General features: G+C 37.7%; 15 protein-coding genes. All 15 read left to right on the top strand.

The annotated features are described in order from the left end of the window. Positions 1 to 71 precede the first annotated feature (71 nt). The 15 genes from topA to ACSBRB_RS02670 all read left to right on the top strand — a co-directional run bounded on the left by topA (position 72) and on the right by ACSBRB_RS02670 (position 20,512). Positions 72 to 2,144, top strand: coding sequence for a type I DNA topoisomerase (gene topA / locus ACSBRB_RS02740; protein ID WP_435031788.1), 2,073 nt, complete (start codon positions 72 to 74; stop codon positions 2,142 to 2,144). A gap of 84 nt (positions 2,145 to 2,228) precedes the next feature. Continuing rightward, entirely contained in the window at positions 2,229 to 3,539 is a 1,311-nt protein-coding gene (trmFO, locus tag ACSBRB_RS02735) for an FADH(2)-oxidizing methylenetetrahydrofolate--tRNA-(uracil(54)-C(5))-methyltransferase TrmFO (RefSeq protein ID WP_435031504.1), read from the top strand. A 150-nt stretch (positions 3,540 to 3,689) separates the two neighbouring features. Next, entirely contained in the window at positions 3,690 to 4,550 is an 861-nt protein-coding gene (xerC, locus tag ACSBRB_RS02730; protein ID WP_435031787.1) for a tyrosine recombinase XerC, read from the top strand. Between the two features lie 3 nt (positions 4,551 to 4,553). Then, positions 4,554 to 5,099: an ATP-dependent protease subunit HslV gene (gene hslV / locus ACSBRB_RS02725; RefSeq protein ID WP_059106673.1), complete on the top strand. Its 546-nt coding sequence runs from the start codon at positions 4,554 to 4,556 to the stop codon at positions 5,097 to 5,099. Positions 5,100 to 5,262: 163 nt separating this feature from the next. Continuing rightward, entirely contained in the window at positions 5,263 to 6,669 is a 1,407-nt protein-coding gene (gene hslU / locus ACSBRB_RS02720) for an ATP-dependent protease ATPase subunit HslU (RefSeq protein ID WP_435031503.1), read from the top strand. Positions 6,670 to 6,686: 17 nt separating this feature from the next. Continuing rightward, positions 6,687 to 7,466 (top strand): GTP-sensing pleiotropic transcriptional regulator CodY, encoded by a 780-nt coding sequence (codY, locus tag ACSBRB_RS02715; RefSeq protein ID WP_435031502.1) that lies wholly within the window; start codon positions 6,687 to 6,689, stop codon positions 7,464 to 7,466. A gap of 226 nt (positions 7,467 to 7,692) precedes the next feature. After that, a complete protein-coding gene (gene rpsB / locus ACSBRB_RS02710; RefSeq protein WP_435031501.1) occupies positions 7,693 to 8,484 on the top strand; it encodes a 30S ribosomal protein S2 in 792 nt (263 codons plus the stop codon). Between the two features lie 93 nt (positions 8,485 to 8,577). Then, positions 8,578 to 9,456 carry a translation elongation factor Ts gene (tsf, locus tag ACSBRB_RS02705; RefSeq protein ID WP_435031500.1) on the top strand — a complete coding sequence of 293 codons (879 nt, stop codon included), beginning with the start codon at positions 8,578 to 8,580 and terminating at the stop codon, positions 9,454 to 9,456. A gap of 131 nt (positions 9,457 to 9,587) precedes the next feature. Next, entirely contained in the window at positions 9,588 to 10,310 is a 723-nt protein-coding gene (gene pyrH, locus ACSBRB_RS02700; RefSeq protein WP_059106668.1) for a UMP kinase, read from the top strand. A gap of 16 nt (positions 10,311 to 10,326) precedes the next feature. Further along, a complete protein-coding gene (frr, locus tag ACSBRB_RS02695; RefSeq protein WP_435031499.1) occupies positions 10,327 to 10,881 on the top strand; it encodes a ribosome recycling factor in 555 nt (184 codons plus the stop codon). Positions 10,882 to 11,151: 270 nt separating this feature from the next. Continuing rightward, positions 11,152 to 11,919 carry an undecaprenyl pyrophosphate synthase gene (gene uppS / locus ACSBRB_RS02690; RefSeq protein WP_435031498.1) on the top strand — a complete coding sequence of 256 codons (768 nt, stop codon included), beginning with the start codon at positions 11,152 to 11,154 and terminating at the stop codon, positions 11,917 to 11,919. 18 nt (positions 11,920 to 11,937) lie between these two features. Beyond that, positions 11,938 to 12,720, top strand: a complete 783-nt coding sequence (locus ACSBRB_RS02685; protein ID WP_059106665.1) for a phosphatidate cytidylyltransferase — start codon at positions 11,938 to 11,940, stop codon at positions 12,718 to 12,720. A gap of 235 nt (positions 12,721 to 12,955) precedes the next feature. Further along, the gene (gene rseP, locus ACSBRB_RS02680; protein WP_435031497.1) at positions 12,956 to 14,242 is read left to right on the top strand and encodes an RIP metalloprotease RseP; all 1,287 of its coding nucleotides are present in this window, start codon (positions 12,956 to 12,958) and stop codon (positions 14,240 to 14,242) included. A gap of 17 nt (positions 14,243 to 14,259) precedes the next feature. Continuing rightward, positions 14,260 to 15,963 carry a proline--tRNA ligase gene (locus ACSBRB_RS02675; RefSeq protein WP_435031496.1) on the top strand — a complete coding sequence of 568 codons (1,704 nt, stop codon included), beginning with the start codon at positions 14,260 to 14,262 and terminating at the stop codon, positions 15,961 to 15,963. Between the two features lie 232 nt (positions 15,964 to 16,195). Next, entirely contained in the window at positions 16,196 to 20,512 is a 4,317-nt protein-coding gene (locus ACSBRB_RS02670; protein ID WP_435031495.1) for a PolC-type DNA polymerase III, read from the top strand. Positions 20,513 to 20,731 lie beyond the last annotated feature (219 nt).

Below are 20,731 nucleotides of genomic sequence, written 5' to 3'. Positions count from 1 at the left end.
AATAAAAAACATTGACAAACTTAAAATAGAGCGTTTATCATTTATGCTTGTAACTAGATATGCAAGGGGGAATAACTTTGGCAGATAATTTAGTCATTGTTGAATCGCCTGCAAAAGCTAAAACAATTGAAAAATATTTGGGTAAAAAATACAAAGTCATCGCATCTATGGGGCATGTGAGAGATTTACCTCGAAGTCAAATGGGTGTCGATGTTGAAAATGATTACGAGCCGAAATATATAACAATTCGAGGTAAAGGGCCAGTCGTTAAGGATTTAAAAAAACATGCTAAAAAAGCAAAACATATTTATTTAGCGAGTGACCCCGACCGTGAAGGTGAAGCGATTGCTTGGCATTTGGCAAATATTTTAGACTTAGACGAAAATGACGATAACAGAGTCGTATTTAATGAGATAACTAAAGATGCTGTAAAGGATAGCTTTAAACATCCACGTGGTATCGAAATGAACTTAGTTGATGCCCAACAAGCACGACGCATCTTAGATCGTCTCGTAGGATATAATATTTCTCCAGTACTATGGAAAAAAGTGAAAAAAGGTCTATCAGCAGGGCGTGTACAATCTGTAGCATTACGCCTTATCATCGATAGAGAAAATGAAATTCGAAACTTTAAACCAGAAGAATATTGGAAAATAGAAGGAGAATTTAGATACAAACGTTCTAAATTTACTGCTAAGTTCTTACACTACAAAAATAAACCATACAAATTAAACAATAAAGACGATGTTAAAGTCATTACCGATCAGTTAGATGGGGATCAGTTTGAAGTTACTAAAGTAACAAAAAAAGAAAAAACAAGAAATCCAGCGAATCCATTCACGACATCCACACTTCAACAAGAAGCAGCACGTAAATTGAATTTTAAAGCGCGTAAAACGATGATGCTTGCACAACAACTTTATGAAGGTATCGATTTGAAAAAACAAGGCACTGTTGGTTTAATCACGTATATGCGTACGGATTCAACACGTATTTCTGAACAAGCGAAATCCGAAGCAAAACAATACATTCAAGACACGTACGGTAATGAATATACTTCGAAACGTAAGGCACAAGGTAAAGGTGACCAAGACGCGCACGAAGCAATCAGACCTACAAGTACGATGCGTACACCGAATGAAATGAAAGCATATTTAACGAGAGATCAACACCGTTTGTACAAATTAATATGGGAACGTTTCGTAGCAAGTCAAATGGCTCCTGCAATTCTCGATACTGTCGCACTTGATCTAACACAAGGTGACATTAAATTTAGAGCGAATGGACAAACAATCAAGTTTAAAGGTTTCACAACATTATATGTTGAAACGAAAGACGATGAGGAAGGTAAAAAAGAAAACAAACTTCCAGAAATAAAAGAAGGTGAAATGGTCACTGCCACTAATATTGAACCTTCTCAACACTTTACCCAACCCCCACCACGCTATACAGAAGCGAGATTAGTTAAAACATTAGAAGAACTCAAAATCGGTCGTCCTTCTACTTACGCACCAACGCTTGATACGATTCAAAAACGCAATTACGTGAAAATTGAAAGTAAAAGTTTCGTGCCTACAGAGCTAGGTGAAATCGTTTATGAACAAGTGAGAGATTATTTCCCTGAAATCATCGATGTAGAGTTTACTGTCAATATGGAAACATTACTCGATAAAATCGCAGAAGGTGACTTAAGCTGGCAAAAAGTCATTGGTGATTTCTATAGCAGCTTCAAACAAGACGTGGAACGTGCTGAAGAAGAAATGGAAAAAATAGAAATTAAAGATGAACCCGCTGGCGAAGATTGTGAAGTATGTGGTTCACCTATGGTTATCAAAATGGGACGTTACGGCAAATTTATGGCTTGTTCTAACTTCCCTGATTGTCGCAATACGAAAGCCATTGTCAAAAAAATCGGCGTAACGTGTCCGAAATGTAAAGATGGCGATGTCGTCGAACGTAAATCTAAGAAAAATCGCATCTTCTATGGCTGTTCTAATTATCCAGAATGTGATTTTGTAAGCTGGGATAAACCGGTTGGACGTTCATGTCCTAAATGTGAGCATTACTTAGTTGAGCATAAGAAAGGTCGTACGAGCCAAGTCATTTGTTCAAACTGTGATTATAAAGAAGAAGCACAAAAATAATCGATATAGTGATTGTGCACTGTTTCAAATAGTTAAAAATGCTAAAGAGTAGCATCCAAATTCTTGTGTAAGGGAGGAAGAGATATGGTAGAGACGGTTAATGTAGTAGGTGCAGGTCTCGCTGGTTCAGAAGCAGCTTATCAGCTAGCTGAACAAGGCATTCAAGTAAATTTAATTGAAATGAGACCTGTAAAGCAAACACCAGCGCATCATACGGATCAATTTGCAGAGTTAGTTTGTTCTAACTCATTAAGAGGAAATTCCTTAACCAATGCGGTCGGTGTTCTTAAAGAAGAAATGAGACGCCTCGATTCACTTATCATTAAAGCAGCAGACGCAGCGCGTGTTCCTGCGGGTGGTGCTTTAGCAGTGGACCGACACGACTTTGCTGGTTATGTTACTAATACGTTGAAAAATCATCCGAACGTGAATGTAATCAATGAAGAAATCAATGAAATACCAGCAGGAAAAACAATTATAGCGACAGGTCCTTTAACCACTTCTAATTTAGCCCAACAAGTGGTCGAAGTCACTGGTAGAGATCAATTGTACTTTTACGATGCTGCTGCACCAATTATTGAAAAAGATAGCATCGATATGGATAAAGTATATTTGAAATCACGTTATGATAAAGGTGAAGCGGCATATTTAAACTGTCCAATGACAGAAGAAGAATTTAATCGCTTTTACGATGCAGTGTTAGAAGCTGAAGTCGCACCTGTGAATGAATTTGAAAAAGAAAAATATTTCGAAGGCTGTATGCCATTCGAAGTGATGGCTGAAAGAGGTCGTAAAACATTACTCTTTGGACCGATGAAGCCAGTCGGTTTGGAAGATCCTAAGACCGGTAAACGTCCATATGCTGTCGTACAATTACGTCAAGATGATGCAGCTGGTACACTCTATAATATTGTTGGCTTCCAAACGCATTTAAAATGGGGTGCACAAAAAGACATCATTCGCTTAATCCCAGGATTAGAAAATGTAGACATCGTGCGTTATGGTGTTATGCACCGAAACACTTTTATCAATTCTCCAGACGTGTTAAAAGAAACTTACGAACTCATCGGTCGAGAAGGATTGTACTTTGCTGGTCAAATGACAGGTGTTGAAGGCTACGTTGAAAGTGCTGCAAGTGGCCTCATCGCTGGACTTAATCTCGCTCATCAAGTGAACGGTCAAGGTGAAGTTATTTTCCCTCGAGAAACAATGCTTGGAAGCATGGCATATTATATTTCCCATGCGAAGAATGAAAAGAACTTCCAACCGATGAATGCGAACTTTGGTTTATTACCACCATTAGATAAACGCATCAAAGATAAGAAAGAACGTTATTCACAGTTAGCAGATCGTGCATTGACTTATCTCGATCATTATAAACAAACACTTTCATAAATTTATGTGTATCCTTATGCAGTCTTTAGAAAATTTCAAAAATTGTATTCGATGAAGTACTTTTCTTAGAAGTTCCCTTCGTTTATATGCTACAATGCATGTTGACGGAGGGAATTTTAATTGAAAGAAATCCAAAAAGAATATTTATACATGCTGAAAGTTGAACGTCAATTTTCAGAACATACCCTGAAATCATATCATGATGATTTAGTCCAATTTAATCAGTTTTTAGAACAAGAGCATCTCTCCTTAGAATCTTTTGAGTATAGAGATGCTAGAAATTATTTGAGTTATCTTTATGCAAAGAACTTGAAAAGAACAACCGTTTCTCGAAAGATTTCTACGCTCAGAAGTTTTTATGAGTATTGGATGATCAAAGATGATTCAGTGGTCAATCCATTTATTCAGCTTGTACATCCAAAAAAAGAACAATACTTACCTCACTTCTTTTACGAAGAGGAAATGGCAGCACTCTTTGACACTGTCATGCGCGATACTAAAAAAGGACTTCGCGATCGTGTCATTTTAGAACTACTCTACGCGACAGGCATGCGTGTGTCTGAACTTGTCAACATTAAAGACAGTGATTTAGATATGCATTTACCTGGTGTTAAAGTGTTAGGAAAAGGGAATAAAGAACGGTTTATACCGTTTGGAGAATTTTGTAAACAAAGTATCGAACAATATTGGGCCGATTTCACTCCCAAATTACATGCATCCCATGATTATCTGATCGTCAATATGAAAGGGGATCCGATAACGGAGCGGGGTGTACGTCATGTGTTAAATGATATTGTGAAACGAACAGCAGGTGTGACAGATATACATCCACATAAATTGAGACACACCTTTGCGACTCATATGTTAAATGAAGGTGCGGACTTACGTACCGTTCAATCGTTGTTAGGACATGTGAATTTATCAACGACAGGTCGATATACACATGTATCCAAAGAACAATTAAGAAAAGTGTATTTGAATGCACATCCACGAGCACATAAGGAGGAATAGGAATTGAGTTCAACTTCATTACACGCAACAACGATATTTGCTGTCCAACATAACGGACATTCTGCGATGGCTGGTGACGGCCAAGTGACACTCGGCGAGCAAGTCATCATGAAACAAACTGCACGTAAAGTACGTACACTTTATGATGGTAAAGTACTTGCAGGCTTTGCTGGAAGTGTGGCAGATGCCTTTACTTTATTTGAAAAATTTGAAACGAAACTTCAACAGTTTAGTGGTAATTTAGAAAGAGCTGCCGTCGAATTAGCACAAGAATGGCGAGGAGACAAACAGCTCAGACAATTAGAAGCGATGTTAATCGTGATGGATAAATCTTCTATCTTAGTGGTAAGTGGTACTGGCGAGGTCATTGCCCCAGACGATGATTTAATTGCAATTGGTTCAGGTGGTAACTATGCGTTAAGTGCAGGTCGTGCATTAAAACGTCACGCACAACATTTATCAGCTAAAGATATGGCTTATGAAAGTTTGAAAGTCGCTTCTGATATTTGTATCTTTACAAATAGCAATATCACTGTTGAAGAATTATAATTTAAATAGATTAAAAATGAATATATTACCGAGCTTTTTAAGTTCGCCCATTAATTTACATGCAATTTTAAAAATAATAAGTTATAGTATGGAGTGAAGCGCATTATAAGTGCAACTGTGCGAATATTTTTAATTAAATAACAAGGAGAAAGGAGCTTGTACTATGGATGCGAGTGCCATTAAGCTCACACCGAAAGACATTGTATCAAGATTAAATGAGTATATTGTGGGACAAGATGACGCGAAACGTAAAGTTGCGATCGCATTACGTAATCGATACAGAAGAAGTCAGTTAGATGACGCTGAAAAGCAAGAAATCAGTCCTAAAAATATATTGATGATTGGTCCTACAGGTGTGGGTAAAACTGAAATTGCCCGTCGAATGGCAAAAATAGTTGGAGCCCCCTTCATCAAGGTTGAGGCGACGAAATTTACAGAAGTAGGTTACGTCGGTCGTGATGTTGAAAGCATGGTACGTGATTTAGTAGACGTTGCTGTTCGATTAGTGAAAGACCAGAAAAAAGCACACGTTGAAGACGAAGCGAGAGCTAAAGCAAATGACAAATTAGTCAAATTACTTGTACCGAGCATGAAGAAAAAAGCAAACCAGCAAAATAATAATCCGCTAGAATCTCTGTTTGGGGGAACAATCCCGAACTTCGGTCAAAACGATGACGAGGAAGAAGAAACACCGACTGAAGAAATCAAAACCAAACGTTCAGAGATTAAAACACAGTTACTCAACGGACAATTAGAAGATGAGAAAGTCCGCATCAAAGTTGAACAAGATCCAGGTGCAATGGGTATGCTTGGCATCAATCAAAATCAACAAATGCAAGATATGATGAATCAATTGATGCCGAAGAAAAAAGTGCAACGTGAAGTCCCAGTAAAAACAGCACGTAAGATCTTAATGGATGAATATGCGGATGAACTCATCGACCAAGAATCTGCAAACCAAGAAGCCATCGAGCTAGCGGAGCAAATGGGTATCATCTTTATCGATGAAATTGATAAAGTCGCTACCAACAATCAAAACACGGGTCAAGATGTTTCTAGACAAGGTGTTCAGCGCGATATCTTACCAATTCTTGAAGGTAGCATGATTCAAACTAAATATGGTACTGTAAACACGGAACATATGTTATTTATCGGTGCGGGCGCCTTTCACGTGTCTAAACCGAGTGATCTCATCCCTGAATTACAAGGTCGATTCCCGATTCGTGTGGAACTCGATAGTCTTTCAGTTGACGATTTTGTTCGCATCTTGAAAGAACCTAAACTATCACTCATTAAACAATATGAAGCATTATTAAAAACTGAAGAGGTTACGGTTAACTTTAGTGATGAAGCAATCAATCGATTAGCCGAAATTGCTTTCCAAGTGAACCAAGATACCGACAACATTGGTGCACGTAGACTGCATACAATATTAGAAAAAATGTTAGAAGACTTATCATTCGAAGCACCTAGTATGCCTTATGCATCTGTAGATATAACCGCACAATATGTAGATGATAAATTGAAATCCATTTCTACAAACAAAGATTTAAGTTCATTTATTTTATAATAAAGGAGAAGCATGTAATGAGTTTATTATCCAAAACAAGAGAATTAAATATACTTTTACAAAAGCATAAAGGGATTGCAGTAAACTTTAAAGACGTAGCCCAAACAATCAGCAGTGTCACTGAATCAAACGTATTTATCGTTTCAAGAAAAGGTAAAATACTCGGTTCTAGTTTAAATGAATTATTGAAAAACCAACGTATCATTGACATGTTAGAAGATAGACATATTCCTAGTGAATACACTGAACAACTCATGGACGTGAGAGAAACAAGATCTAACATTGGGATAGACGAAGTGCTTACAGTATTTCCACCAGAAAACAAAGAATTATTCAACGAAAGCAAAACGACGATTTTCCCAATCTTAGGTGGCGGTGAACGTTTAGGTACGCTCGTACTTGGACGTGTTCAAGACGACTTCTCTGAAAATGACTTAGTGTTAGGTGAATATGCAGCAACTGTCATCGGTATGGAAATTCTTCGTGAAAAACACAATGAAGTCGAACAAGATGCGCGTGATAAAGCGGCCATCAACATGGCAATCAGCTCATTATCTTACTCAGAAAGTGAAGCAATTGAACACATCTTTGAAGAATTAGGCGGTAAAGAAGGATTGCTCATCGCTTCTAAAGTAGCAGACCGTGTAGGTATCACGCGTTCAGTAATTGTTAATGCACTACGTAAATTAGAAAGTGCGGGCGTCATTGAATCTCGTTCTCTTGGTATGAAAGGAACATTTATTCGAGTTAAAAAAGATAGATTCTTAGACGAACTTGAACGCTTGAAATCAGAATAAGACGTAAAAATTGATGACATTGCAATAGGCATTTTAAAAACCCGTTGTTTTAACTGTGAAAACGAGTTTGCCTATTGCCTTTTTATGTCAGTTATGGTATATTAATTGACGGCTAAAGTGCCAATACACACACAAAAGCGTTGAAGTACAATCGGTGCGATTGGTAGCCAATCGTTATTGTACTAGCGATTTGTGGAGGTAAAAAACCAATAGGAGGAATTAAATTATGGCAGTTATTTCAATGAAACAATTGTTAGAAGCAGGTGTTCACTTCGGTCACCAAACACGCCGTTGGAACCCAAAAATGAAAAAATATATCTTCACTGAAAGAAACGGTATCTACATTATCGATTTACAAAAAACAGTGAAAAAAGTTGGGGAAGCATACAACTTCCTTAAACAATTAAGCGAAGATGGCGGTAAAGTCTTATTCGTTGGTACTAAAAAACAAGCACAAGAATCAGTGAAAGCTGAAGCAGAACGTGCTGGTCAATTCTACGTTAACCAAAGATGGTTAGGTGGAATCTTAACTAACTACAAAACAATTTCTAAACGTATCAAACGTATTTCTGAAATCGAAAAAATGGAAGAAGACGGCTTATTTGAAGTATTACCTAAAAAAGAAGTCGTTGAACTTAAAAAAGAATACGACCGTTTAATTAAATTCTTAGGTGGTATTCGCGACATGAAATCAATGCCGCAAGCATTATTCGTCGTTGATCCTCGTAAAGAACGCAATGCAATTGCAGAAGCACGTAAATTAAACATCCCAATCGTAGGTATCGTTGATACAAACTGCGACCCTGATGAAATCGACTACGTAATCCCTGCAAATGATGACGCTATTCGTGCCGTTAAATTATTAACTGGTAAAATGGCTGACGCAGTCTTAGAAGGTCAACAAGGTGTATCTAATGATGAAGTAGCAGCAGAACAAAACATTGATTTAGAAGAATCAAATGAAGAAGCTACTGAAGAAAATACAACTGAAGAAAACACTTCTGTTGAATCAAACTAAGAATAATGTAAAATGGGTGATAAGATTTTCATGCTTATCACCTTTTTTTAAAATAATACAGTTAAAAAATGGAATAATTGGAGGAATAAAGATATGGCAATTTCAGCTAAACTTGTAAAAGAACTACGTGAAAAAACTGGCGCAGGTATGATGGACTGTAAAAAAGCGCTAACAGAAACTGATGGAGACATGGATAAAGCAATCGACTACTTACGTGAAAACGGTATTGCTAAAGCAGCTAAAAAAGCTGACCGTATTGCAGCAGAAGGACTTGTCCACGTTGAAATTGAAGGCAACACAGCTTCAATCGTTGAAATCAATTCAGAAACTGACTTCGTTGCACGTAACGAAGGATTCCAAGCTTTAGTAAAAGAAATTGGACAACAAGTTATTCATGCTGATGTTGACAACGTTGACGCACTTATGGATTCTAAATTAGAAAGTGGCCAAACAGTTGACGAACGCATGAAAGAAGCAACTTCAACAATCGGTGAAAAACTTAGCATCCGTCGTATTGCTAAACGCAGTAAATCAGACAACGATGCATTCGGTTCATACTTACACATGGGCGGACGTATCGGCGTGTTATCAGTAGTTGAAGGTACAACTGATGAAGATGCAGCTAAAGATGTTGCAATGCATATCGCTGCAATTAATCCAAAATATGTTTCATCTGAACAAGTTAGCGACGATGAAATTGCACATGAAAAAGAAGTGTTAAAGCAACAAGCATTAAATGAAGGTAAACCAGAAAAAATCGTTGAAAAAATGGTTGAAGGCCGCTTACGTAAATACTTGAAAGAAATTTGTGCTGTTGATCAAAACTTCGTTAAAGATCCAGATCAAACTGTTGAAGGTTTCTTAAAATCTAAAGGTGGACAACTTTCAGACTTCGTACGTTACGAAGTAGGTGAAGGTATGGAAAAACGTGAAGAAAACTTTGCTGAAGAAGTTAAAGGACAAATGAAATAATTTTCATAAATTGTACGAGGAAGAAGACACCTTTGTGATACCCAATAAAAGGTTCCCTTTTGTATTGGAAGATCCTGCTGTGTCTTCTTTACTTGTATTAACTACATATTTTCTATAGAGAGGATAAAACAATGGCTCAGACTTCTAAATACAAACGTGTTGTTCTAAAATTAAGTGGCGAAGCATTAGCGGGTGAAAAAGGTTTTGGTATCAATCCAATGATTATCAAAAGTATTGCATCCCAAGTCGCTGAAGTTGCAAAAATGGATTGCGAAATTGCTGTCATCGTCGGTGGCGGTAACATTTGGCGAGGTAAAACAGGAAGCGATTTAGGTATGGATCGTGGTACTGCAGATTACATGGGCATGTTAGCGACAGTCATGAATGCACTTGCGTTACAAGACAGCTTAGAACAATTAGAATGTGATACGCGCGTACTAACTTCAATCGAAATGAAACAAGTTGCTGAACCTTACATCCGCCGTCGTGCAATTAGACACTTAGAGAAAAAACGTGTCGTCATCTTCGCTGCAGGTATCGGTAACCCTTATTTCTCAACAGATACTACTGCTGCATTACGTGCTGCAGAAGTTGAAGCTGATGTCATCTTAATGGGCAAAAACAATGTAGATGGCGTTTATTCAGCAGATCCTAAAGTGGACGAAAATGCGATTAAATATGATCACCTTACACATATTCAAATGTTACAAGAAGGGCTCCAAGTCATGGACTCTACAGCTTCTTCATTCTGTATGGATAATAATATTCCGTTAAATGTCTTTTCTATCATGGAAGAAGGTAACATTAAACGTGCCGTAATGGGTGAAAAAATAGGAACATTAATTACAAAATAATTAGAGGTGTATGAGTATGACTGATATCATTAAAGATACGAAAGCCAAAATGAATAAATCGATCGATAACCTATCACAAGAATTAGCTAACATTAGTGCCGGAAGAGCAAACTCTAACTTATTAAACGGCGTGACAGTCGATTATTATGGTGCACCAACACCCGTGCAACAACTGGCAAGCATCAATGTGCCTGAAGCACGCTTACTTGTCATTTCACCTTATGACAAAACGTCTGTTGGTGATATTGAAAAAGCAATCATTGCTGCAAACTTAGGCGTAAACCCAACGAGTGACGGTGAAGTGATCCGTATTACTGTACCAGCGCTAACTGAAGAACGCCGTAAAGAGTTGTTCAAAGAAGTTAAAAAAATTGGTGAAAATGCGAAAGTTGCAGTACGTAACGTGCGCCGTGATGCCAATGATACTTTGAAAAAGCAACAAAAAGATGGAGATATCACAGAAGATGATTTAAGAAGTCAAACTGACGATGTCCAAAGCTTAACTGATGATTCAATCAAAGAAATTGATCAACTCATCGATGATAAAGAAAACGACATCATGTCAGTTTAATTGACATGCCATTGAATAACCTATCTTAGGAATAGGTAGGTGTGCGATCTGTTCACATGCTGTAAGAAATTCACTGTAGCTAAATATGTGATAATACAATATAAACCGTTATATTAAAACGAATGCACACTTCTTGAAACTGTATCAAATCAGACTTTGGTACAGTTTTTTTGTTTGATTATGTAATGAGTCAATTGAATATGATAGAATGATAGTTAATTATACATATCACTTATTTAAAACAGGATAACTATGCTCGGAGGAAAGACCATGTTTAAAAAGCTTAGAAATAAGAAAAAAACACAGCCAGGTGAATTAACATATGACTTAAATGCTCAAAACATACCGAAACATGTCGCGATTATAATGGATGGTAACGGCCGTTGGGCTAAACAGAGAAATTTACCGAGAGTGAAAGGGCACTACCAAGGTATGCAAACAGTGAAGACCGTAACTAAAGAAGCGGGCAAACTTGGTATTAAATATCTAACACTCTATGCGTTCTCAACAGAAAATTGGTCTCGTCCCCAAGATGAAATAAATTATATTATGAATTTACCTGTTAATTTTCTCAATACCTTCTTACCAGAACTCATTGAAAACAACATCAAAGTAGAAACGATTGGTTTTATGGAAGGGCTTCCTAAGCCTACAGTTGAAGCGATTGAAAAGGCAAAGCGTGAAACAGCTCATAATACAGGTTTGACATTAATTTTTGCGATTAATTATGGTGGACGAGCAGAGATAGTTCACACGGTTAAACAGGTATGTAAAAAAGTACAGGCGAACGAACTGAATATTGAAGATATCGACGAGACATCATTTGCAAATCAGTTAATGACTTCTCGTTTCCCAGATCCTGAATTGCTCATTCGTACATCTGGAGAAGAGCGTTTAAGTAACTTTTTGATTTGGCAGCTCTCTTATAGTGAATTTGTATTCAATGATAAATTATGGCCAGACTTTGATGGCGAAGCACTCAATGCGTGTATAAAAATATATCAATCACGTCAAAGAAGATTTGGCGGGTTATCATAGTTAGGAGTAAAGTGAGGTATGAAAGTAAGAACATTAACAGCTATTGTAGCATTAATTATTTTCCTTCCTATATTGCTTAAAGGCGGCATGTTGCTAATGGTTTTTTCATATTTATTAGCTTTTATTGCGTTAAAAGAGCTTTTAAATATGAATATGATTAAATTCCTCTCTATACCCGGCATCATCAGTGCGCTCGGTATTCTAGTGATTATGTTACCGCAAAATGCTGGGGATTGGGTTGGAAATTTACAGTTAAAATCTCTCATTGCGTTGAGCTTTATCTTATTGAGTTATACTGTACTATCTAAGAATAGATTTAGTTTCATGGACGCTGCATTTTGTCTCATGTCTATTTCTTATGTAGGGATCGGTTTCATGTATTTGTATGAAACACGTGCTGAAGGCTTACATTACATCTTGTTAGCATTCTTAGTTGTTTGGCTTACTGACACAGGCGCATACATATTTGGCCGATTAATCGGTAAACACAAATTATGGCCTGTTATTAGCCCTAACAAAACAATTGAAGGATTTATCGGCGGCATCTTTTGTAGTTTACTTGTGCCACTTGTAATGATGCTCTTCGTTGATTTTAACGTAGCCATCTGGTTGTTGCTGATTTATACAGTGATCTTAAGTATGTTTGGTCAATTAGGAGATCTAGTAGAATCAGGGTTCAAACGCCATTTCGGTGTCAAAGACTCAGGACGTATTTTGCCTGGTCATGGCGGTATATTAGACCGCTTTGATAGCTTTATGTTCGTGTTACCATTATTAAATATATTATTGATACAAATGTAAACCTGATGATGAGATGTTGATTTACTTGAGGTTCAAGTTGATGACATCTCATTTTATCTGTTTAATGTCATGATGTTTAAATAACATCAGATCACATTGAATCTTAGAACTGAATTTCTAATTCGCTTCAATTGTGTTATACTTTTATAATCCCAGTCGTTTTATAATCAACTTTAAAACGACCCTATACATAGATAACGAATAATTTGAATGAAGATAGACGAGGTGGAGATCGTTGAGCTTTTTAGTAACCATAATCGCATTTATTATCGTTTTTGGGGTCCTTGTTACAGTCCATGAATATGGTCATATGTTCTTTGCGAAACGCGCAGGTATTATGTGTCCAGAATTTTCCATCGGTATGGGTCCTAAAATATTTAGTTTCCGAAAAAATGAGACACTCTATACTATCCGCTTACTTCCAGTAGGTGGTTATGTGCGCATGGCGGGTGATGGACTTGAAGAGCCCCCCGTACAACCCGGAATGCATGTGAAGATTAAACTCAATGATGATGAAGAAATCACACACATCATTTTAGATAATCAACATAAATTCCAAAAAATTGAAGCTATCGAAGTGAAACAAGCAGATTTCAAAGATGGTTTATATATTGAAGGTGTGACAGCTTTCGATGATGAACGCCACCACTACAACATTGCAGATAAAGCTTTCTTCGTTGAAAATGGTAGTTTAATCCAAATTGCTCCCAAAAATAGACAGTTTACGTATAAAAAACCATATCAGAAGTTCTTAACTCTCTTTGCAGGTCCATTATTTAACTTCCTACTCACTATTGTGCTTTTCGTAGGCCTTGCTTACTATCAAGGTACACCCGTCAGCACTGTCGATCAGGTTGCTGACAATTTCCCTGCGCAAAAAGCAGGCCTTAAATCAGGAGATGAAATTGTTAAAGTAGGAGATAAAGAGATCTCTAAATACAGTGAATTACAACCCGCACTTGATGCGACAAAAGGCAAAGATACAGCACTGACGATTAAACGCGATGGTGAAACTCAGACAGTTCATGTGCAACCGAAAAAAGTGGTTGAACAACAAACCAAACTGACATCTGAAACATCCTATAAATTAGGTATTAAACCTGCAACAGAGCATACTATCGTTCAACCGATTGCTACCGGAATTGAACAATCGATTGATGCAGGTAAAATGATTTTCACAGCGATCGTCGCAATGGTAGGCAGTATCTTCTCAGGTGAATTCTCCTTCGATATGCTGAACGGACCAGTGGGTATTTATCACCAAGTCGATTCCGTTGTAAAAACAGGTATTATTAACCTAATTGGTTGGACTGCACTTTTAAGTGTAAACTTAGGATTGATGAACTTATTACCAATTCCAGCATTAGACGGTGGACGTATCCTCTTCGTCTTTTATGAAGCCATCTTTAGAAAACCTGTAAACAAAAAAGCAGAAACAGCCATCGTTGCTATTGGTGCTGTATTCGTACTGATCATTATGGTACTCGTCACGTGGAATGATATCCAACGCTATTTCTTATAAGAAGGGACTGTTATTGAATGAAACAATCGAAAGTATTTATTCCTACGATGAAAGAAGTGCCTGCTACGGCAGAAGCTACAAGTCATCGCTTATTACTTAAAGCAGGTATGATTAAACAAAATACAAGTGGTGTGTATAGCTACTTACCGCTTGCGGCTCGTGTGTTGAACCAAATCGAACGTATTATTCGTGAAGAAATGGAAAATATTAACGCATTAGAAATTTTAATGCCTGTACTTCAAACAGGTGAACTATGGGAAGAATCTGGACGTTGGTCTGCATATGGTCCAGAGCTCATGCGTCTCAACGATCGCAATGGACGTGAGTTTGCGTTAGGCCCTACACATGAAGAAGTAGTGACGTCTCTTGTACGTGATGAGTTAAAATCATATAAACAACTTCCAATGACGTTGTTCCAAATCCAAACTAAATTCAGAGATGAAAAACGTCCACGCTTTGGGTTATTAAGAGGAAGAGAATTCATCATGAAAGATGCCTATTCATTCCATGCGGATGAAGCTTCCCTCGATGAAACTTATCAAGATATGTACCAAGCCTATACTAAAATATTCGAACGCGTCGGAATTCATGCACGTCCTGTTGAAGCAGATTCTGGTGCCATCGGGGGTAGCCATACTCATGAATTTATGGCATTGAGTGAAATTGGTGAAGATACGATTGTTTACAGTGATCATAGCGATTACGCCGCTAATATTGAAAAAGCTGCAGTCGTTTATGAATCTTCAGAAAAAGAAGAAACTCCACAGGATTTAGAAAAAATAGAAACACCCGATGTGAAAACCGCCGAAGCACTTGCTGAAATGTTAAACAAACCGCTGGATGAAATCGTTAAAACGATGGTGTTCAAAGTACAAGGCGAATATATTTTAATTCTCGTACGTGGTCATCATGAAATTAACGAAGTAAAAGTTAAAGACTACTTCCAAACTGAAGAAGTCGAAATTGCGACAGAAGATGACATTGTTAATTTATTAGGCGCGCACCCTGGTTCTTTAGGTCCAATTACAGATAAAGATGTTAAAGTTTATGCAGATAATCACGTTCAAGATTTAACAAATCTCGTGATTGGTGCCAATGAAGATGGCTATCATTATGTGAATGCCAATGCAGACCGTGATTTCACGGTAGAAGCATATAGTGACTTCCGTTTCATTACTGAAGGGGAACCTTTAGCAGATGGTTCGGGAGATGCAAAATTCGCAGAAGGTATCGAAGTCGGACAAGTGTTCAAATTAGGAACGAAATACTCAGAACCTATGAACGCAACATTCTTAGATGATCAAGGTAAAGCGCAACCATTAATCATGGGATGCTATGGCATCGGGGTATCACGTACGTTGAGTGCAGTGGTTGAACAAAACAGCGATGACCGTGGTATTATTTGGCCAAAAGCGGTATCCCCATTTGATCTCCACATCATTACTGTCAATCCGAAAAAAGAAGAACAACGTGACCTTGGTGAAGAACTTTATGCGCAGTTTAATGAAAACTATGATGTATTACATGATGATCGCAAACAAAGCCCAGGTGTGAAATTCAATGATGCCGACCTCATCGGAATACCAGTGAGAATCGTCGTAGGTAAAAAAGCGGGTGACGGTATCGTAGAAGTTAAACGTCGCGATACTGGTGATAGTGAGGAAGTCTCTATCAACGACGTCAACCAATATGTGGCAAACTTAGTGAAAGAAGTAAAATAAACGTACTTTTAAAGTGAATTTTAAACGGGAACCAGAGACCTCAGATTGAAACGTATTTCATTCATACACGTCTCTCTCCCGTTTTCTTTGTTTAAACCAAACGAATAGAAAATAATTTAAATTCGTATTATCATATTAATTAATGAAATTTTAGCTGCATGAAATGATTTTTAATAAAAATGCATGACGACAAAGTGTGCGCATGTAGAAGGAAAATAAGGTGGTAAACGTCATGACCATGACAAGTCAGGAAAAATTTAAAATCCTTGCAGATCAAGTGAAAATAGCGAATCAATTGGATGAAGATATTTTAGAAAACAGTGAGTTAACACGCATAGATGTGTCGACAAAATCTCGCAGTTGGACCTTTCAAATTACATTACCACGCTTTTTATCACAGGAAGATTATACGTTATTTACGCATGCGATCAAGGAAGAATTTAGTCCTATTGCGGATGTAGATTGGCAATTTACGATACGTGATACGTCAAACCAAGATGAACATGCTGGTAAGTATTTCGGTCATTGTATAGATCAAACTGCTTTATCTCCGAAAGTGAAGGGACAATTAAAACAAAAAGAATTGATTGTATCAGGTAACGTATTAAAAGTCATCTGCCAAAACGATATCGAACGCAATCATTTTGACAAAGTATGTAATGGTTGCTTAGTGAAGGCTTTTAAACAATGTGGTTTTGATATTAATAAAGTCGTTTTTGAGACAGACGAAACGGATCAGGATAAAAACCTTGCGTCATTAGAAGCTTACATTCAACAAGAAGATGAACAAAGTGCCAAAGAAACGACTGAAAAGCTTGAAAAAATGAAAGCCGAAAAAGAAAAACAACAAGACAACAATGAAAGTACAGTAGAAAAATGTCAAATCGGTAAACCTATTCAAGTTGAACAAGTACGCCCAATTGAACAAATCGTTGAAGAAGAATATAAAGTTGCCATCGAAGGCGTAATCTTTGATATGAATATTAAAGAACTAAAAAGTGGACGTCACATTATCGAACTTAAAGTGACCGATTATACGGATTCACTTGTACTCAAAATGTTTACACGTAAAAACAAAGATGACCTTGAACATTTTAAAGCACTCAGTGTAGGTAAATGGGTTCGAGCTCAAGGACGTATTGAAGAGGATTCATTCGTCCGTGACCTCGTCATGATGATGAATGATATCGAAGAAATTAAAAAATCACCTAAACAAGATAAAGCACCTGAAAAACGTGTTGAATTCCATCTACATACTTCAATGAGTCAAATGGATGGGGTGCCAAGTATTACATCTTATGTTGAACAAGCTGCTAAATGGGGCCATAAAGCCATTGCTGTGACAGACCATAATGTCGTTCAGGCCTTCCCAGAAGCCCACAATGCGGCTGAGAAAAATGATATAAAAATGATTTATGGTATGGAAGGAATGCTCGTAGATGATGGGGTTCCAATCGCGTATAAACCCCAAGATCGTGAGTTAAAAACAGCAACCTATGTCGTATTTGACGTCGAAACGACCGGCTTGTCTAACCAATACGATCACATTATCGAACTCGCTGCCGTTAAAGTCAAAGACGGTGAGATTATTGATCAGTTTGAACGTTTCAGCAATCCACATGAACCTCTGTCAGATACGATCAAAAACCTTACACATATTACGGATGATATGTTAGAAGATGCACCAGAAATCGATGAAGTATTAACTGAATTCAAAGAATGGGTAGGAGACGCTATCTTTGTCGCACATAACGCTTCTTTCGATATGGGCTTCATCGATACCGGTTATGAACGTCTTGGCTTTGGTGAATCAACGAACGGTGTCATCGATACATTAGAACTATCCCGTACTATCAATACTGAATACGGTAAACACGGTTTGAATTATTTGGCCAAAAAATACGGCGTTGAACTCACACAACACCACAGAGCCATTTACGATACAGAAACGACAGCTTATATCTTTATTAAAATGTTGAAACAACTCGAAGAATTAAATGTCAAAAACCATAAAGACATCAATCAATCATTATCTAACGAAGATGCTTATAAACGTGCACGTCCGAACCATGTAACACTCATCGTACAAAACCAAAAAGGACTCAAAAATCTCTTCAAAATTGTGAGTGCGTCACTCGTGAAATATTATTACCACACACCGCGAATTCCTCGTTCATTATTAGATGAATATCGTGAAGGTATTTTAGTCGGTACAGCATGTGATGAAGGTGAAGTATTTACAGCAGTGATGCAAAAAGACCAATCAGAAGTGGAACGCATCGCGAAATATTATGACTTCATCGAGGTACAACCCCCAGCCTTATATCAAGACCTTATCGATCGTGAACTGGTACGTGATAACGACACATTACATGAAATTTATGATCGATTAATTCAAGCAGGAGAAGCTAATCAAATCCCTGTGATTGCGACCGGCAATGCACACTATTTATTTGAACACGATGCGATTGCAAGAAAAATATTGATTGCTTCACAACCAGGTAATCCATTAAATCGTTCAACGTTACCGGAAGCACATTTTAGAACTACAGATGAAATGTTGTCAGAACTACATTTCTTAGGGGAAGATAAAGCTTACGAATTGGTTGTTAAAAATACGAACGAACTCGCTGACCGCATCGAGCGTGTGGTACCGATCAAAGATAAACTCTATACGCCACGTATGGATGGCGCGAACGAAGAAATTCGTGAACTTAGCTATACCCATGCTAAAGAGATCTACGGTGAAGATTTACCACAAATCGTGATAGATCGTTTAGAAAAAGAATTAGAAAGTATTATCGGGAATGGTTTCTCAGTTATCTACCTTATCTCACAACGTTTGGTTAAGAAATCACTCGATGACGGTTACTTAGTTGGATCACGTGGGTCTGTTGGGTCAAGCTTTGTAGCAACGATGACTGAAATCACAGAAGTAAATCCACTGCCACCGCATTATATTTGTCCGAAATGTAAAGAAAGTACCTTCTTTGATGATGGTTCTGTCGGTTCTGGTTTTGACTTACCAGATAAAAAATGTGAACACTGTGGCTGCGATATGATTAAAGATGGGCACGATATTCCATTTGAAACGTTCTTAGGATTTAAAGGGGATAAAGTTCCCGATATCGACTTGAACTTCAGTGGGGAATATCAACCAGAAGCGCATAACTACACGAAAGTACTCTTCGGTGAAGATAAAGTATTCCGTGCGGGTACAATCGGTACAGTCGCCGAAAAAACAGCCTTTGGTTATGTGAAAGGGTATTTAAATGATCAAGGTATTCATAAACGTGGCGCTGAAGTAGATCGGCTCGTCAAAGGTTGTACTGGGGTTAAACGTACAACAGGTCAACACCCAGGTGGTATTATCGTTGTGCCAGATTACATGGATATCTACGACTTTTCACCCGTACAGTATCCGGCAGATGATCAGTCCGCTTCATGGATGACGACGCACTTCGACTTCCACTCCATCCACGATAATGTACTTAAATTAGATATTCTCGGACACGATGATCCGACGATGATTCGGATGTTACAAGATTTGTCAGGCATCGATCCGAAAACGATTCCTGTTGATGATAAACAAACGATGGGTATCTTTAATTCACCTGAAGCATTAGGTGTGACTGAAGACCAGATTATGTGTAAAACGGGTACATTTGGTGTACCAGAATTTGGTACGGCCTTTGTACGTCAAATGTTAGAAGATACGAAACCGACAACATTCTCAGAATTAGTCCGAATTTCAGGTCTATCTCACGGTACCGACGTATGGTTAGGTAACGCACAAGACTTGATTCGCTCAGGACAATGTGACTTATCTAGCGTCATTTGTTGTCGTGATGATATCATGGTTTATCTTATGTACAACGGTTTAGAACCATCACTTGCCTTCAAGACGATGGAATTCGTGCGTAAAGGTCGTGGATTAACGGATGACATGGTCGATGCCATGGAAGAAAATGAAGTGCCAGAATGGTATATGGATTCATGTCGTAAGATCAAATACATGTTCCCGAAAGCCCATGCTGCAGCATATGTTCTTATGGCTGTGCGTATTGCATACTTCAAAGTGCATTACCCACTTTATTATTACGCAAGCTACTTCACAGTCCGTGCATCTGACTTTGATTTAATCACGATGATTAAAGACAAAGATAGTATCCGCAATACCGTGAAAGACATGTACAGCCGTTCAATGGATTTAGGTAAAAAAGAAAAAGACTTACTAACTGTACTAGAAATCATGAATGAAATGGCACAACGAGGTTATCGTATGCAACCCATCAGTCTTGAAAAAAGCCAAGCATTCGAATTTATTATAGAAGGCGATACGCTTATTCCGCCATTCATTGCTGTCCCAGGTCTTGGTGAAAACGTTGCGAAACGTATCGTAGAAGCGAGAGAAGAAGGACCATTCTTATCTAAAGAAGATTTAAATAAAAAAGCAGGATTATCTCAAAAAGTCATTGATTATTTAGATGAATTAGGTTCTCTACCAGACTTACCAGATAAAGCGCAATTATCTATTTTTGATATGTAAATTGTTTATGAAAGATGAACAGAAAGTATGTGACCTCATGATAATCTCATTAGGTGCCTTAACCAAAATGTGTCGTATAAGGTATTCATGAGGTTTAACATACTGTAAACGGTTAGTGAAAAAAGATATTAATTTGTTTTGAGTCAACAGTTGTGCTATAATTAAAGTGCTTAAATTCAGACTCAGACACGAAGAGTGGGCTAATACCCGCTCTTTTCT

Source organism: Staphylococcus auricularis, from assembly GCF_051172115.1.
Classification (GTDB): Bacteria; Bacillota; Bacilli; order Staphylococcales; family Staphylococcaceae; genus Staphylococcus; species Staphylococcus auricularis_A.
Note: the sequence above shows the minus strand (reverse complement) of the source record. Positions and strands in the feature narration are given on the sequence as shown.